The following is a 15,794-nucleotide window of genomic DNA, read 5'->3' as shown; positions in this document are numbered from 1 at the left end:
CTCGGCCCGTGCAGACCACGAAGACGGCGCGGCCGACCCGCGCGCCGAGGACGACCCCGCCGAGCCGCGCGGCGGGGACGACCCGGCCGAGGCGCACGACGCGCGCGAGCCTGCTCGCGGTGTCCGCCGTGGCGGGGCTGCTGGCGCTCGCCGCTTGCAGCACCGGCGGCCCGACGGCCACACCCCGCTCGTCCGTGGCGCCGAGCGCGTCGACCACGGGTGCGCCGTCCTCGACGCCGGCTCCGGTACCGACGGCCGACGCCGCCACCGGGCAGGCCTTCGCCGCGCTCGAGGCCCGCGCGGGTGCCCGGGTCGGCGTGGTCGCGCTCGACACCGGCGACGGGCACGCGATCGGGTACCGCGCCGACGAGCGGTTCGCCTTCGCCTCGACGAACAAGGTGTTCATCGCCGCGGCCGTCCTCGACGCCGCGACCGGGTCGGACCTCGACGAGGTCGTGCACTACGACCGGGGCGACCTGCTGTCGTACGCCCCGGTGACGCGCCCAGCGGTGGACACCGGGCTGACCGTGCGGCAGCTCGTCGACGCCGCGGTCCGGTCCTCCGACAACACCGCGGCGAACCTGCTCGTCGAACGCCTCGGCGGCGTGGACGCGGTGGCGCGCTGGCTCCGCAGCACCGGGGACGACGTGACGGACGTGTCCCGCACCGAGCCCGACCTCAACACCGCCGTGCCGGGCGACCGGCGGGACACCACGACCCCGGCGCAGTCCGCCACCGACCTGCGCGCGGTGCTGCTCGGGGACGTCCTCGACGCCGACGACCGGGCGCTGCTGCTCGGCTCGATGCGCGGGACGACGACCGGCGACGGCACGATCCGGGCCGGGGTCGACCCCGCGTGGACGGTGGCGGACAAGACTGGGACGGCGTCGTACGGCGTCCGGAACGACATCGCGGTCGTCACGCCGCCCGGGCGCGACGCGATCGTGCTCGTCGTGATGACGTCGCACCCGGCGTCGGACGCCGAGCCGTCCGACGCACTCGTGGCCGAGGTCACCCGGACGGCGGTCGAGCGGCTCGGGGCCACGACCGGCGGCTGACCGGGACAGCGACCGGACTGGTCAGCAGCCGGACCGGCCGGCAGCTGCTCCGGCCCACAGCCGGACCTGTCAGCGGGGGAGCGAGGCCGACCAGCGGGCGACCGCGTCGTACGCCTGCTCGCGGACGGCGGGCACGGACAGCACGACGTCGTGCAGGGCGCCGTGCAGCCGACGGACGGTCACCTCGGCCCCGAGCGACAGTGCCCGTCGGGCGACCACGTCCACGTTGATCGCGACGTCGGCCCGGGCCATGCCGTCGTCCCAGCGCGGCTGGAGCATGCTCCGGTCGCTCAGCAGCACGAGCGTCGGGACGCCGATGCCGAGCCCCCGCTCGACCTGCTCCTGCCCGGCGAACACGGCGGCGAGCCAGTTCGGGTGGAGCGGGAACCCGCGGTCCGGGCGCCACTGCTGGTCGTACGTCCACGAGCCCTCGCCCGCCGCCGAGACGGTCCTCGTGTAGAAGCCGGGGTCGACCGCGGGCATCGGCGCGAGCGGGTTCCGCCGGGCGCCGAGCCGGATCACCGGCGCCACGAGGGCCCGGCCGACCGCGCTCGCCTGGAACTCGAGCCACGGACTGTTCAGGACGAGGCCGTCGACGAGCTCCGGGTGCCGCGCAGCCCAGAGCGACAGCGTCAGCCCGCCGGTCGAGTGGCCCATCGGCACGAGCCGCCGTCGGGGGCCGCCGTGGTGCTCGGCGGCGATCGCGTCGAGCGCGGCCCCGATGTCCTCGTCGTACACCGCGAGGTCGTCGACGTTGCCGGGGGTCTGGTGCGGGCGCAGGCTCCGCCCGTACTTGCGGAGGTCGAGCGCGTGGAAGCGCGCCCCGAGCCGTTCGACGCGTTCGGCGAGCTCGACCTGGAAGAAGTAGTCCGACCACCCGTGCACGTAGAGCACGTCGACGCCGTGCAGCGGTCCGCGGGCGTGCAGGAGCAGGTCGTTCGGGGACCGTCGGCGCCGGACGAGGGTGGCGACCACGGGGCCCTCGGTGTCCTCGCCGAGCGGCAGCTCGAGCCGCTCGAAGGGCGGGCCGAGGACGTCCTCGCGCCAGCGCCCCGTCTCCATGCCCCGAGGCTAGCCTCCGCCGCCGGTCACGACCCGGTCACGAGCGGGTCACGGACGCATCACGCGGACACCGCCGTCGGTAACGATCCGTGCCGACCCGGGCCTTTCCCAGCCCGCACCCCGTGTCCACCCCGGGAACGCGGGGTGATCGCCCGAGGAGCGCTGCGAGGGTCACCACGGACTCGACCGAGGGGGAGACACATGACGATGCGACGGGTGACCGGGGCCGCGGCCGGATTCGTGGGCGGCAGCGTGCTGGCCGGGCTGCTGGTGGGCGTCGGCGTGACGCCGGTGCTCGCGGTGGCCGGGATCGGGACGACGAGCGCGATCGACGTCTTCGACTCGATGCCCGAGTACATCGAGATCGGTGACCTGCAGACCCGCAACGAGGTCTGGGCGTACCGCGGCGGACAGCCCGTGCACCTGGCCGACGTGTGGGACCAGAACCGGCAGGAGGTCGGGCTCGACCGGATCAGCGACACCGTCGAGCACGCCGCGATCGACGGCGAGGACAAGCGGTTCCGCGAGACCGGCGGCGTCGACGCCACGAGCCTGGTCCGGTCGCTCGTCAGCGTGGTGGCCTCGGGCGGCGAGGGCGGGAGCGGCGGGTCGACGCTGACGATGCAGCTCGTCCGGAACATCAAGATCCAGGCGGCCAGTGAACTGCCGACCCAGGAGGAGCGCGACGCCGCCACGGAGGAGGCGACGAAGCGGTCGCTCGACCGCAAGCTCGGCGAGGTCAAGCTCGCGATCGGCCTGGCGAAGCGGCACACGAAGGACGAGATCCTGGCCGCGTACCTCAACATCGCCTACTTCGGCGACCAGACGTACGGCGTGCAGTCCGCGTCGCAGCACTACTACGGCAAGGACGCCGCCGACCTCAGCCCGGCCGAGGCGGCGTCGCTCGTCGCGATCGTGCAGTGGCCCGAGGAACGTGACCTGTCGACCCCGGAGCACCACGCCGCGAACCAGGCCCGCCGCGACGTCATCCTGCGGTCGATGCACCAGCAGGGGCACCTCGACGACGCCGGGCTGCAGGCCGCGCTCGCCTCGACACCGGCCGACTACGTCCGGCTCACCCCGTCGCGGCAGGGCTGCGAGTCGGCGGTCCGCGGGGCGGAGTACCTCTGCGCGTACGCGGTCGAGGTCGCGAAGGCGCTGCCGCAGCTCGGCGCGGACGACGCCGCCCGGGCGGACGCCTGGCGGAAGGGCGGACTGCGCGTGCAGACGACGCTCGACCTCGACCTCAACGACCGGCACAAGGAGCTGCTCGACCGGTACGACGGCGCCGCTCGCGCGCAGTTCGCCCTCGGCGCCACGTTCGACACGGTCGAGGCCGGCACCGGGCGCGTGCTCACGATGGCGCAGAACACCGACTACGACCGTTCCTCGACGGCCCCGCCGACGGCGACCTCGCTGAACTTCGCGACCGACGAGGCGAACGGCGGCTCGACGGGCTTCCAGGTCGGGTCGACCTACAAGATGTTCACGCTGCTCGCCTGGCTGGCCGACGGTCGGAGCCCCGACGCGGTCGTCGACGGCACCCGGCAGGCCCGGTCCTCGTGGACGCAGTGCGGCAAGCGCGTCACCACGAAGGCCTGGAACCCGAAGAACGACTCGGCGGGGCAGACCGGGCCGTACTCGGTGCGCTCGGCCACGGCGCAGTCGGTCAACGCCGCCTACGCCGACATGGCGTCGAAGCTCGACCTGTGCGACATCCGCGACGTGGCGACCCGGCTCGGTGTGCACCCCGCGAGCGGCGGCGAACTGCCGGCGAACCCGGCCGCGGTGCTCGGGACGACGAGCATCGCACCGCTCACCATGGCCGCGGCGTACGCCGGCATCGCGAACGGCGGGGTGTACTGCGCCCCGGTCGTCGTCGACCAGGTGACCGGCCGCGACGGGGAGGCCCTCGGCGGACAGCCGCGCACCTGCTCCCGGGCGGTGTCCGCGTCGACGGCGGCGACGGCGTTCGACGTGATGCGCGGCGCCTTCCGGGGCGGGACCGCGGAAGGCGGGCAGACGCCGGACGGCACGACGCTGTTCGGCAAGACCGGCACGACCGACGCCGCCGACCAGATCTGGCTCGTCGGCGGCAGCGAGCGCGCCGTCACGGCCTACTGGCAGGGGAACACCGACGGCGGCAAGGCGAACCTCCGGCGGTACGCGAACGGACAGGGCGGGAACTACGCCGGTGCGCGAGCGGGCGTCTGGCGGCAGGCGCAGACCGCGGTGAACGCCGCCCTGCCCGTCCGCTGACGCCCGGGCACCGGCGCACCCGGCGTCCCCGGTGCCCTTCGCCCTCGTCGATGGAGCAGACGACGTCGGGTCGCACGGCGCGACCCGACGTCGTCTGCTCCATCGGGGCGGTGGTGGCGACCCCGCGGACGACGGGAGGCGCGGTGCCAGCCGGCACCGCGCCTCCCGTCCGGCTCCACCCGGGCTACGAGACCTTCTTGCTCTCGGCGAGCCAGCCCGCGAGCTTCGTCATGTAGTCGGCCTGCGACGCGTAGTCGAGGGCCGGGAACGTCCAGCTGTGCACCTGGCCGGCCCTGAGTGCCGGGTTGTCGGCGAACGTCGGCTGCTTCTCGAGGTCCGCCACCTGGTACCCCTGCTGGGAGAGCAGCAGGACGTCGCCGGTGATCTGACCGGCGTTCTCCCACGAGTAGATGCCCCAGTAGAAGCCCTTCGGCTTCGGGTCGACGAAGTCGACACCGAACGACGAGTACATCTGCAGCGTCGGCTCGTCGGACGGGCGGGTGACGTAGGCGCCGTCGCCGTCGGCGTACATCGAGACGACGGACACGTCGCTCGCCTTCGCGGCCTTCTCGAGCTCGTCCTCCGCGGCGTCGAAGCGCTTCTCGGCGGCCTCGACCTTCGACTCGGGCGCACCGAGCGACTCGGCGAGGTCGGCGATCTCCTCGATGACGTCCTCGCCCTTGCCGCCCCACTCGACCGTCGCGACGGGAGCGATGGCCTCGACCTGCTGCTGCTGCTCCTTGTCCTTGAAGCCGTACGCGGGCTGCGTCTTGTCCAGCGTGCCCTTCTCGTCGGTCGGGTACACCGAGGTGACGACGAGGTCGGGCTTCAGGGCCGCGAGCTCCTCGAGGTCGATGTCGCCGTAGGCGTCGCCGAGCTGCGTGATGCCCTTCGTGTCGAGCCCCGCGAAGCGCTTGTCCTTCGCCATCGTGAGCTGCCCGAACGTGCCGACCGGGCGCACGCCGTACTCGATGAACGAGATCGCGATGTCGTTCAGGACGACCACGCGCTTCGGGGTGTGGTCGGTCTTCACGGTGGCGCCGGTGGCGTCCCGGTACGACCACGGACCGCTCGCTGCGGAACCCTTCGCCGCGCCCCCGGAGGAGTCGTCGGCACCGTCCGATGCGGAGCAGCCGGAGAGCAGGAGGGCCGAGACGGCCACGGAGGTCACGAGGGCGGCGCGCACGGAGCCGCGGCGGAGGATCTTCACGTTAGGGGAGCCTAACCTAACTCTGTGGGTTCCGCCAGGTGCGGGGCTGCCCGGGGGCCGCACGCGCGTCGCGCGCTGCCGCACGCGCTGCCGCACTCGTGCGAGCGCCGGCGCTCCCGCGCGCGTCCCCGCCCCTGCTCAGTCGTGCTCGTCGGCCTCGGGCACGATCATCGGCGCCCCGGTGACCGGGTCCGGCACCACCCGGGCGTGCAGCCCGAACGCCCGCTCGAGCACCGCGGGTGTGAGGACCTCCTGCGGCGTCCCGTCCGCGACCGCCCCGCCGTCGTGCAGCACCACGAGCCGGTCCGAGTAGCGCGCGGCGAGCGTCAGGTCGTGCAGCACCATGACGACCGTCGAGCCCTGCTCCCGGTTCAGCCGCCGCACGAGCCGCAGGACGTCGAGCTGGTGCGCGAGGTCGAGGTAGGTCGTCGGCTCGTCGAGCAGGAGCGTCTCGGCCTGCTGTGCGACGACCAGGGCGATCCACGCGCGCTGCCGCTGTCCACCGGACAGGCTCGCGACGTCGCGGTGCGCGACCTCGGTGAGCCCGGTGGCGGCGATCGCCCGCTCGGCGACGTCGGCGTCCTCCGCGGTCCACGGTCGCGCCCAGGCCTGGTGCGGGTTGCGGCCGCGCATGACGAGGTCGAGCACGCTCGTGCCGGCCGGCGCGACGGGGGACTGCGGCAGGATCGCGAGCCGACGTGCGACGGAGCGGGTCGGTTCCCGACGGATCGGGGTGCCGTCGAGCAGGACCTCGCCGGACTGCGGCTTCAGCACGCGCCCGAAGGCCTTGAGCAGCGTCGACTTCCCGCAGCCGTTCGCACCGAGGAACGTCGTGACGGTCCCGCGCTCGATCCGCAGGTCCAGGTCGCGCAGGACCGGCTCGCGGTCGTAGCCGACGGACAGGCCGCGCGCCTCGAGCACGGGGACCCCGCCGGGAGGCGCGGTGCGGGTCGGTGCGTCGGCGTGCGTCGACGGGGTGGTCGCATCGGCGCCGGGGGCGGCCGGGTGGCCTCGTCCGTCGGCCCCGGTCGCCGTGGACGGGTCGGTCGCGCTGCGTGCGGTCATCGGGACATCTCCTTGCGGTGCCGGACGAGGAGCCAGATCAGGTAGGGGGCGCCGACGACGGTCGTGACGATGCCGACGGGCACCTGCCACGGGAACGCGGAGCGGGCGAGCAGGTCGGCCCCGAGCACGAGGACGGCACCGAGGGCCCCGGCGAGCAGCAGCGGCGGGCGGTTCGTGCCCGCGAGGCGCAGCGCGACCTGGGGCACGACGAACGCCACGAACCCGATCGGCCCGGCGGCGGCGACCGCGGTGGCGGTGAGCACGACGGCGAGCACGATGACGAGCAGCCGGTGCCGCTGCACCCCGAGCCCGACGCCGGTGGCGACCTCGTCCCCGAGCTGACCGGTGCCGAGGGTCGCACTCGTGGCGAGGGCGAGCGGCACCGCGACGGCGGCGACCACGAGCAGCGGCCACACCGCCGACCACGAGGTGCTCGACAGGCTGCCGACGAGCCACTGCGAGGCCGCGGTCGCGATCGTGATCTTCGCGCGGACGAGCAGGTAGCTCGTGACCGCGTCGAGCGTCGCGCTCACGCCGATGCCGACGAGGACGAGCCGGTAGCTCTGCACCCCGCCGCGCCACCCGAAGCCGTACACGGCCGCGGCGGCGACGAGCGCACCGATCGTCGCCGCGACCGGGATGCCGCCGCCGAGGACGATCGAGGACACCGAGTACGACCCGCCGCCGAGCACGATCGCGGCGACCGCGCCGACGCTCGCGCCCGCGGTGACGCCGATGATGTCCGGGGTGCCGAGCGGGTTGCGCGTGACGGTCTGCGTCAGGGCACCGGCGACGCCGAGCACGAGGCCGACGAGGGCGCCGGTGAGCACGCGGGGCAGGCGCAGGGTCGTGACGATGAAGCCCTCGGGGCCGTCCTCGGCGCCGAGCAGCGCGCGGACGACGGTGGCGGGGGCGATCCAGGTGCTGCCGATCGCGACGCCGAGGACCACGAGGACGAGGGCCGCCACGAGCGCACCGACCGTGTACCAGAGCACCCGGGGGCGCCAGGCGAGCCCGACCGGGCCGACGCGCACGCCGCGGCGGCCGGGGACGACCTCGGGGCTGCGGGTCGTGGCGTTCACAGCGACACCAGCGATCGACGGCGGGCGACGGCGACGAAGACCGGTCCGCCGATGACGGCGAGGACGATGCCGACCTCGACCTCGGAGAACCCGCCGACCAGCCGCCCGACCACGTCGGCGACGAGCACGAGGGCCGCGCCGACGAGGGCGCTCACCGGCAGGGTCCAGCGGTGCCCGGTGCCGACCAGCGCGCGGGCGACGTGCGGGACGGTGAGGCCGACGAACCCGATCGGCCCGGCGGCGGCGGTCGCCCCCGCGGCGAGGAGGGTGATGCCGCCGAGGCCGACGAGCCGCGCGACGAGCACGTTCTCGCCGAGCCCCCTGGCCAGCTCCGCACCGAGCCCGAGGGCGTCGAGCGACCGGACGTTCGCCACCGCGAGGGCGAGTCCGACGAGGAGGAACGGGGCGGCGGCGGCCAGGACGTCGAGCTGCCGGGCCGCGAGCGAGCCGACCACCCACAGGCGGTACGCGTCGAGCGACTGCTGGTCGGTGAGCACGATGAAGGACGTCACGGCGCCGAGCAGCGCCGACACCGCGGCGCCGGCCAGTGCGAGTGGAACGGGGCTCGCGGTGTCGCTGCCGGCGATCGTGACCGAGAAGACGACGACGCTCGCGACGACCGCACCCGCGAGGGCGAACCACACGGTCGCGCCCGTGCTCGTCACCCCGAAGACGTAGACCCCGAGCACGACCGCCAGGCCGGCACCGGACGAGACGCCGAACAGCCCGGGGTCGGCGAGCGGGTTGCGGGTGTGCCCCTGCATGAGCAGACCGGCGATCCCGAGTGCGGCTCCCACCGCGGCCCCGATCAGGGTGCGGGGGATGCGTGACCCCCAGACGACGGCCTCGGTCGTGCTCGACCCGGTGCGGGTCAGCCCCGCGAGGACCTGGTCGACCCCGAGCCGGTTGCTGCCGAAGAGCAGGCTCGCGACGGCGGCCAGCAGCAGGACGACGACCAGGGCCGCGACGACCGCGACCCGGCGTCGGACCGCGGCACGGTGCACTCCGAGGGCCGCGACGCCGGTGCCGCCGACCCGCGCTGCACCGGGAGCCGCCGCGCCGGGCGTCCGGGGGTCCGGAGCCGCCGCCGGGGACGCCGGACGGCGGTCCGCCGGGGTCGGCGTCGTCAGGGGATCGGGGGCTGGCACGCGGACCAGCTTAGGGTAGCCTTGCCTCATGGCGAAGACCCCGCGGCTCCTCCCCGAGAACCCCGCCCTGTTCCGGGCCCGCGTCGTCCGGAGCGTCCGCCACACCCCGTCGATCCAGCGCGTGACCGTCACCGGAGCCGACCTGCACGCCTTCCCGTTCCTCGGCTTCGACCACTGGTTCCGCCTGTTCGTGCCCCGCCCCGACCAGGACGGCTTCCGCATGCCGGACCTCGACGGGCGCCGCTGGTGGCCGTCGTTCCTCGCGATCCCCGAGGCCGTCCGACCGCACTGCGCGAACTACACGGTCGCGGCCTTCCGCCCCGACGCGGCCGAGCTCGACGTCGACTTCGTGGTGCACTGCGACCGTGACGGCGAGCCCGAGGGCCGCGCCGCGATCTGGGCCTGCGCCGCCCGACCCGGCGACGAGCTCGCGCTCCTCGACCAGGGCTGCATCTTCGACTGCCCGCCCGACACGAGCGAGGTCGTCATCGCCGCCGAGGAGACCGGCCTGCCCGGCGTCGTCGGCATCGCCGCGTCGCTGCCGCGCGACACGGTCGGCCGCATCATCCAGGAGGTCCCGACCGCCGGCGACGTGCGCGAGCTCGACGCGCCGGCCGGCGTCCTCGTGACCTGGATCGTCCGCGACGAGACCGAGCACGACGTCCCGGGGCACGCGGCGCTCGCCGAACTCCAGCGGCACGTCCCCTCCGACGACCGCGGGTACGCCTTCGTCGTGGGGGAGTCCCGCCTGGCCACCGAGGGGCGTCGGCACCTGCACCGGGCCGGGCTGCCCAAGGACCGCATCACGTTCTCGGGGTTCTGGAAGCACGACGCCCGGCAGGTCGTCCCCGCCTGAGCTCCGGTCGACCGCGTCCCGCGACGAGTACGGTCGCGGCATGAGCAGCCGACTGAGCGAACTGGTGCTGAACTGTCACGACCCCGAGGAGCTGTCGCGCTTCTGGTGCGCCGTGCTGGGCTACGTCGAACTCGGCAAGGACGAGGACGGCATCGAGATCGGGCCCGAGTCCGGGTTCGGGGGAGCGGCCCCGACGATCATCCTGTCGAAGGTCGAGCACGCGAAGGCGCAGCCCCTCCGCCTGCACATCGACGTCTCGCCCGTCGACCGCGACCAGGACGCCGAGCTGGAACGCCTGCTCGGCCTCGGTGCGCGGCCGGCCGACATCGGGCAGACCGGCGAGGAGTCGTGGCACGTCCTGCAGGACCCCGAGGGCAACGAGTTCTGCCTGCTGCGCAGGCGCCTCGACCCGCTCTGAGACCCGCGTTGCGGCCGTGACGGCGCAGCGCGGACGCGGGTCGCCGGTGCGACCGCAGGCCGCGGACGTGGTCGCACCTCGCCGACGCGACCGGACGACGGACGGGAGGCGCGGTGCCAGCCGGCACCGCGCCTCCCGTCCGTCCCGGGGTCGCGTCAGCCCTTGAGGCCGGACCCCGTCACGCCCTCGACGATCTGCCGCTGGAAGATCAGGTAGAGGATGATGAGCGGCAGCGCCGCCAGGATCGCCCCGGCCTGGATGTCCGCGTAGCGCTGACCGAAGCTGCCCTGGACCGTGGCGAGCCCGACCGGGATCGTCATGAGGTCCGGGTTCGACAGCACGAACAGCGGCAGCAGCAGGTTGTTCCACACCCCGACGAACGTCAGGATCGCCACGGCGGCGATGACCGGACGCGACAGCGGCAGGATGACCGACCAGTAGATCTTCCACATGCCCGCGCCGTCGATGCGCGCGGCCTCCTCGAGCTCCTTCGGGATGCCGTCGAAGAACTGCTTGAAGATGAACACCGCGATCACGGCGGGTACCTGCGGGAAGATCACCGACCAGTAGGTGTTCAGCAGGTTGACCGCGTTGAGCTCCTGGAAGATCGGGATGATCAGGACCTGCGTCGGGATCATGATGCCCAGGATGATGAGCAGGAACGCGACGTTGCGGCCGCGGAACGCCAGGCGGGACAGCGCGAACGCCGCCATCGAGGCGAACAGCACCGTCAGCGCCGTGGTGAACAGGCTCGTGATCCCGCTGGCGAGGTACCAGTTCCAGATGTCCCCGGCCTGGAACAGCGACGCGTAGGAGTGCAGCGTCGGGTTCCAGTTCGACAGGATCGAGTTCGCGCCCAGTGCGGCGACGCCGTTGTCGGACAGCGAGGTCTTCAGCGCGAACAGGCTCGGGATGAGCCAGATGATCGCGAAGACGGTCAGGATGATGCCCGACGCGATCGTGAAGCCGCGTCCGCTGACGCCGATCTTCGCGGCGCTCGTCGGGGCGGCCGACGAGACGCCGGACCGGTACTTCGGGCGGCCGGTCGTGATGCTCTCGGTGGCGGTCATGTCAGGCACCGATCTCTCGCTTGGCGGCAGCGCGCTCGACGAGCTGCCGGATGACCGCGATCGCGACGATCACGATGAACAGGAGCACCGAGGCGGCCGATGCCGCACCGAGGCGGTTGTCGGTGAAACCGACGCCCGTGATGAGCTGCAGCGAGACCTGGGTCGAGATGCCCGGGCCGCCGTTCGTCATCAGGTAGACCTGGTCGAAGATCTTCAGGCTCGCGATGATCTGGAGCAGGATCACCAGGGTCGTCGTGCGGCCGAGCAGCGGCAGCGTGATCGACTTGATCTGCTGCCAGTTCGAGGCGCCGTCGACGGCCGCGGCCTCGTACAGCTCACGGGGGATCTCCTGCAGGCCGGCCAGGTACAGCACGAAGTTGAACCCGAGCGTCCACCAGATCGTGGCGATCGCGACGCCGATCATCGCGGTGTTCGGGCTGGACAGCATCCCGGAGCCCGGGGTCATCCCGATCGCGGTCTGCAGGCTCGCCCACAGGCCGGTCGACGGCGTGAAGATGAACACCCAGATGAGCGAGATCGTCGCCGACGGCAGGATGAACGGCAGGAAGAACGCGAGGCGGAAGAACCACTGGCCGCGGTTCATCCGGTTCGTCAGCACGGCGAACACGAACGCCAGGATGACGAGCGGCGGCGTCGTGTACAGCGTGAACTGCAGGGTGTGCCAGAGCGACGACCAGAAGTCGGCGCGTCCGAGCATCTCGGCGTAGTTCGCGAACCCGGCGAAGCTGCCGAGGCCGGTGCGGACGGTCGAGGTGTTGAAGAAGCTGGTGACGATCATCCAGACCGTCGGCCCCAGCAGGAAGGCCAGGTAGAAGAGTCCGAACGGGGCGAGGAACAGCCAGCCGGAGCGGCCCTGCCCGCGGTTCGTCGAGTTGACGCGGGGGCGGGTCCGGCCGGTGATCGACGCGGCGTCGGTGGGACGGGTGAGAACGGGTGCAGCGGTCACGTCATCGTGCCTCTCGTGCGGGGGCCACAGGGATCGAGGGGGTCGCGGGCCGCATCACAGCGGGCTCGGGGTGTCGAGGTAGGTCTGGAGTTGCCCCTTGATGGCACTGAGCGCGCTGGCCGGGGTGGAGCTGCCCTGCTGCACGAGGGCGAGCTGGGCGCCGACGATGCCTTCGAACGTGGAGCCGGACCCGCCGTACCAGGCGGGGTCGTCGAACACGGCGGTCTCGGCGGCCGACGCGTAGTTCGACTGCGGCTTGAGGTCCTTGTAGGCGGTGCTGTCGAACGTCGGCATGTACGCGGGGACGTGCCCGCCCTCGGCCCAGGTGAGGCTCTGCTCGAGCATCTGCTTGATGAAGAGCATGTGCGCCTTGCGTTGCTCGGGCGTGCGGTCCTTCTTCGGCAGGATGAACGTGTGCGAGTCGGCCTGGGTGGCCGGCTTGTCGAACAGCTGCGGGATCGGCACCATGCCGAACTTCAGCCCCTTGATGGACTGGGCGGTGCTGATCTCCCACTCGCCCTGCATGAAGAACCCGGCCTTGCCGTCGAACATCAGCGACTGCGCCGTGGCGTAGTCGAGCGCCTTGTTCATCCAGCCGTTCTGCACCCACTTCTGGGTCATCTCGGTGACCTTGGTGTAGGCGTCCTCGTTGACGGTGAGCTTCGCGCCGCCGTCGCTGATGAACGGCGTCGCGCCCTCGATCTGGTTGTACATCGTCCAGAAGAACCGCCACGGGGTCGCGGTCTCGGGCACCACGTTCGCGACGTTGAGCGCGGTGCCGCCGGTGACCTTCGCGACCGCGGCGAGCGCGGCCTCGAAGGCCTCGAGCCCGTTCAGGTCCTTGAGCTCGCCGTCCGCGCCGATCAGGCCCGCCTTCTGGCACACGTCAACGTTGTAGAACAGCACGAAGGGGTGCGTGTCGAGCGGGACGCAGATGTTCTTGCCGTCGGTCTTCTGGGCCGACCACGCCTTCTGGTTGAAGTCGCTCGCGCTGAGGCCGACGCTCGCGAGGTCCTCGGACGTGATGGCGTCGAGCAGCCCGCCGTCCCAGAGCGGCTTCGCCCGGGTGAGGTGCGCGATCGCGACGTCCGGCGGCTTGTTCCCGACGGTGGCCAGTGTCACCTTCGAGTAGTACGGGTTGCCCCAGGCGAACGTCGTGGCCTGCAGCGAGGACGAACCGCCGTGTTGCTTCGCGTAGCCGGCCTCCATCGCCTGCATGCGGAGACCGTCACCGCCACCGAACAGGTTCCAGAAGACGAGCGTCTCCGGGTTGAGTGGGGCGCCGGCGATCCCCGCGGCGAGGGGACTGGCGCAGGCGGCGAGGGGAAGCACCGCTGCTCCCGCTGCGGCACCGGCGAGGAGGCTGCGCCGTGTGAAGGCGCCGCCGCGTGGGGGCGGGGTGGGTACAACGGATCGGATCGGCATGGCATCACTCCATCGGGACGGGCCGAGCGGAGCAGGGTCGGTGCTCCGTGAGCGCTCACACTAGTGCTGGGTCGGACGTCGCGCCAGCCTTTTCGTGAACGTCACGACGACCGTGCGCGTCCCCTTCCGTGTCCGGGCCCGAGCCGCTAGCGTCGTCCGTGTCGTGAGCGCTCACGCAGGCCGACGGACACCGATCGGACCTCCCCACGCGTGACCCGCTCCCGCCACGTGCAGCACCAGCCCCCCAGCAGATCGAAGGAGATCCATGCCTCGCACTCACCTCGTCCTCGACAGCGCGTTCACCGTGGGGCCGGTGCGCCGTCGGCTGTTCGGCGGGTTCGTCGAGCACCTCGGTCGTCACGTCTACGACGGCATCCACGAGCCCGCGCACGAGACCGCCGACGAGCACGGCTTCCGGAAGGACGTCGTCGAGCTCGTCAAGGAGCTCGGCGTCTCGGCCATCCGCTACCCGGGCGGCAACTTCGTGTCGGGCTACAAGTGGGAGGACGGCGTCGGCCCGGTCGAGCAGCGCCCCCGTCGCCTCGACCTCGCGTGGCACTCCACCGAGACGAACGAGGTCGGCCTGCACGAGTTCCAGCACTGGCTCGACCAGGTCGGTTCCGAGCTCATGCTCGCCGTGAACCTCGGCACGCGCGGGACGCAGGAGGCCATCGAGCTCCTCGAGTACGCGAACATCGACGCCGGTACCGCGCTGAGCGAGTACCGCCGCTCGAACGGCCGTCATGAGCCCTTCGCGATCAAGATGTGGTGCCTCGGCAACGAGATGGACGGCCCGTGGCAGCTCGGCCACAAGAACGCCGAGGACTACGGCAAGCTCGCCGCGATGACCGCGAAGGCCATGCGGCAGATCCAGCCCGACCTCGAGCTCGTCGCGTGCGGGTCCTCCGGGGCGTCGATGCCGACGTTCGGCGAGTGGGAGCGCACGGTCCTCGAGCACACCTACGACGACGTCGACTACATCTCGGCGCACGCCTACTACGAGGAGGACGACGACATGTCCTCGTTCCTGGCCTCGGGCGTGAACATGGACCACTTCATCGACACGGTCACGACCGCCGCCGACCACGTCAAGGCGCACAAGAAGTCCGACAAGCGGATCGACATCTCGTTCGACGAGTGGAACGTCTGGTCGATCAAGCGCTGGGAGGCGCAGCAGAAGACCTTCGAACTGCAGGACTGGCCGGTCGCCCCGCGCCTCCTCGAGGACGTCTACACGGTCGCCGACGCGGTCGTCGTCGGTGGGCTGCTCATCTCGCTGCTCCGCCACGCCGACCGCGTCGCGTCGGCGAGCCTCGCGCAGCTCGTCAACGTGATCGGCCCGATCATGACCGAGCCCGGTGGTCCGGCCTGGCGGCAGACGACGTTCTTCCCGTTCTCGGTGACCTCGCGTCTGGCGAACGGCACGTCGCTGCAGGTCAAGGCCTCCGGTGACACCGTCGACGGCGGCAAGTACGGCGAGGTCCCCGTCGTCGACTCGGCCGCGACGGTCGAGGACGGCACGGCCGCGGTGTTCCTCGTGAACCGCAGCCAGACCGAGTCCACCACGGTCACGATCGACCTCGCCGGCATCGGCGTCGAGGGTGACGTGCACGCCGAGGGCGTGTGGGACGACGACGTGCACGCGGTGAACGACCTCGGGAACCGCGAGCGGGTCGCACTGCGCACGAACGAGACGGTTCGTCGCGAGGGCGACACCGTCACGATCGAGCTGCCGCCGGTCTCCTGGACCGCGGTGTCGATCGGCTGACCCCACCGTGCCCGGTCCGCCCGGGCACGGTGCACAGGTGCCTCGGCGAGCGCCACGGTGAGCGTCGAGTGAGCACGGAGGGCGTCGGTCCGCGCGAGCGGGCCGGCGCCCTTCCGCTGTGCGCGCAGGCCGATCGCGGTCTGAGCGTCCGCTGGGCGCAGTCCGGACTTGACCCGGGCGTCCGCCGGAGGCATCCTCGCAACGGCAGCGTCGCAGTGGAGGATCAGGTCCCGGCGGCGCGGCGGGTGCCGGGGTCCGTGTTCGGGTCACGCCCGGTGCTCGGTGGCCGCGGTCCGTCGCACGGACCGCGGCCACCCGTCCCGGCCCTCCCGGCCGGTCACGCCCGGTGCTCGGTGGCCGCGGTCCGTCGCACGGACCGCGGCCACCCGTCCCGGCCCTCCCGGCC

The 15,794-nt window shown here is 72.5% G+C and carries 13 protein-coding genes; 5 read left to right on the top strand and 8 right to left on the bottom strand.

Annotated elements, in window-relative coordinates; all coding sequences use genetic code 11:
• The first annotated feature begins 119 nt into the window (after window positions 1-119).
• Window positions 120-1,058: a class A beta-lactamase gene (gene bla, locus BEP24_RS13615; protein WP_253181695.1), complete on the top strand. Its 939-nt coding sequence runs from the start codon at window positions 120-122 to the stop codon at window positions 1,056-1,058.
• 69 nt (window positions 1,059-1,127) lie between these two features.
• Here bla and BEP24_RS13610 read toward each other — a convergent pair whose 3' ends face one another.
• Window positions 1,128-2,120, bottom strand: coding sequence for an alpha/beta hydrolase (locus BEP24_RS13610; protein ID WP_065964285.1), 993 nt, complete (start codon window positions 2,118-2,120; stop codon window positions 1,128-1,130).
• A gap of 201 nt (window positions 2,121-2,321) precedes the next feature.
• On the opposite strand from BEP24_RS13610, the gene BEP24_RS13605 reads away from it, so the two are divergent.
• Entirely contained in the window at window positions 2,322-4,379 is a 2,058-nt protein-coding gene (locus tag BEP24_RS13605; protein WP_065964284.1) for a transglycosylase domain-containing protein, read from the top strand.
• Window positions 4,380-4,563: 184 nt separating this feature from the next.
• Here the strand turns inward: BEP24_RS13605 and BEP24_RS13600 are convergent, their stop codons facing one another.
• From BEP24_RS13600 to BEP24_RS13585, 4 genes are all read right to left on the bottom strand, one after another.
• Window positions 4,564-5,589, bottom strand: coding sequence for an ABC transporter substrate-binding protein (locus tag BEP24_RS13600; RefSeq protein ID WP_083230368.1), 1,026 nt, complete (start codon window positions 5,587-5,589; stop codon window positions 4,564-4,566).
• 138 nt (window positions 5,590-5,727) lie between these two features.
• Window positions 5,728-6,654, bottom strand: coding sequence for an ABC transporter ATP-binding protein (locus BEP24_RS13595; protein WP_253181694.1), 927 nt, complete (start codon window positions 6,652-6,654; stop codon window positions 5,728-5,730).
• Entirely contained in the window at window positions 6,651-7,736 is a 1,086-nt protein-coding gene (locus BEP24_RS13590; RefSeq protein WP_253181693.1) for an iron ABC transporter permease, read from the bottom strand. The genes BEP24_RS13595 and BEP24_RS13590 overlap by 4 nt, the downstream gene beginning before the upstream one ends.
• Entirely contained in the window at window positions 7,733-8,884 is a 1,152-nt protein-coding gene (locus BEP24_RS13585) for an iron ABC transporter permease (protein WP_253181692.1), read from the bottom strand. The genes BEP24_RS13590 and BEP24_RS13585 overlap by 4 nt, the downstream gene beginning before the upstream one ends.
• A 28-nt stretch (window positions 8,885-8,912) precedes the next feature.
• Between BEP24_RS13585 and BEP24_RS13580 the strand changes: the two genes are divergently transcribed.
• The gene (locus tag BEP24_RS13580) at window positions 8,913-9,740 is read left to right on the top strand and encodes a siderophore-interacting protein (protein WP_065964283.1); all 828 of its coding nucleotides are present in this window, start codon (window positions 8,913-8,915) and stop codon (window positions 9,738-9,740) included.
• A 40-nt stretch (window positions 9,741-9,780) separates the two neighbouring features.
• Window positions 9,781-10,158, top strand: a complete 378-nt coding sequence (locus BEP24_RS13575) for a VOC family protein (RefSeq protein WP_065964282.1) — start codon at window positions 9,781-9,783, stop codon at window positions 10,156-10,158.
• Between the two features lie 155 nt (window positions 10,159-10,313).
• Here the strand turns inward: BEP24_RS13575 and BEP24_RS13570 are convergent, their stop codons facing one another.
• From BEP24_RS13570 to BEP24_RS13560, 3 genes are read right to left on the bottom strand one after another with little or no spacing between them, the layout of a single operon-like run.
• Window positions 10,314-11,228 (bottom strand): carbohydrate ABC transporter permease, encoded by a 915-nt coding sequence (locus BEP24_RS13570; RefSeq protein WP_065964280.1) that lies wholly within the window; start codon window positions 11,226-11,228, stop codon window positions 10,314-10,316.
• A 1-nt stretch (window position 11,229) separates the two neighbouring features.
• Window positions 11,230-12,195 carry a sugar ABC transporter permease gene (locus BEP24_RS13565; RefSeq protein WP_141693469.1) on the bottom strand — a complete coding sequence of 322 codons (966 nt, stop codon included), beginning with the start codon at window positions 12,193-12,195 and terminating at the stop codon, window positions 11,230-11,232.
• 54 nt (window positions 12,196-12,249) lie between these two features.
• Window positions 12,250-13,527, bottom strand: a complete 1,278-nt coding sequence (locus BEP24_RS13560) for an extracellular solute-binding protein (RefSeq protein ID WP_253181691.1) — start codon at window positions 13,525-13,527, stop codon at window positions 12,250-12,252.
• Between the two features lie 358 nt (window positions 13,528-13,885).
• Here BEP24_RS13560 and BEP24_RS13555 point away from each other — a divergent pair, with 358 nt between their 5' ends.
• Window positions 13,886-15,388, top strand: a complete 1,503-nt coding sequence (locus tag BEP24_RS13555; protein ID WP_065964278.1) for an alpha-N-arabinofuranosidase — start codon at window positions 13,886-13,888, stop codon at window positions 15,386-15,388.
• Window positions 15,389-15,794 lie beyond the last annotated feature (406 nt).

The sequence above is a fragment of the Curtobacterium sp. UCD-KPL2560 genome, assembly GCF_001705035.1.
GTDB lineage: Bacteria > Actinomycetota > Actinomycetes > Actinomycetales > Microbacteriaceae > Curtobacterium.
Note: the sequence above shows the minus strand (reverse complement) of the source record. Positions and strands in the feature narration are given on the sequence as shown.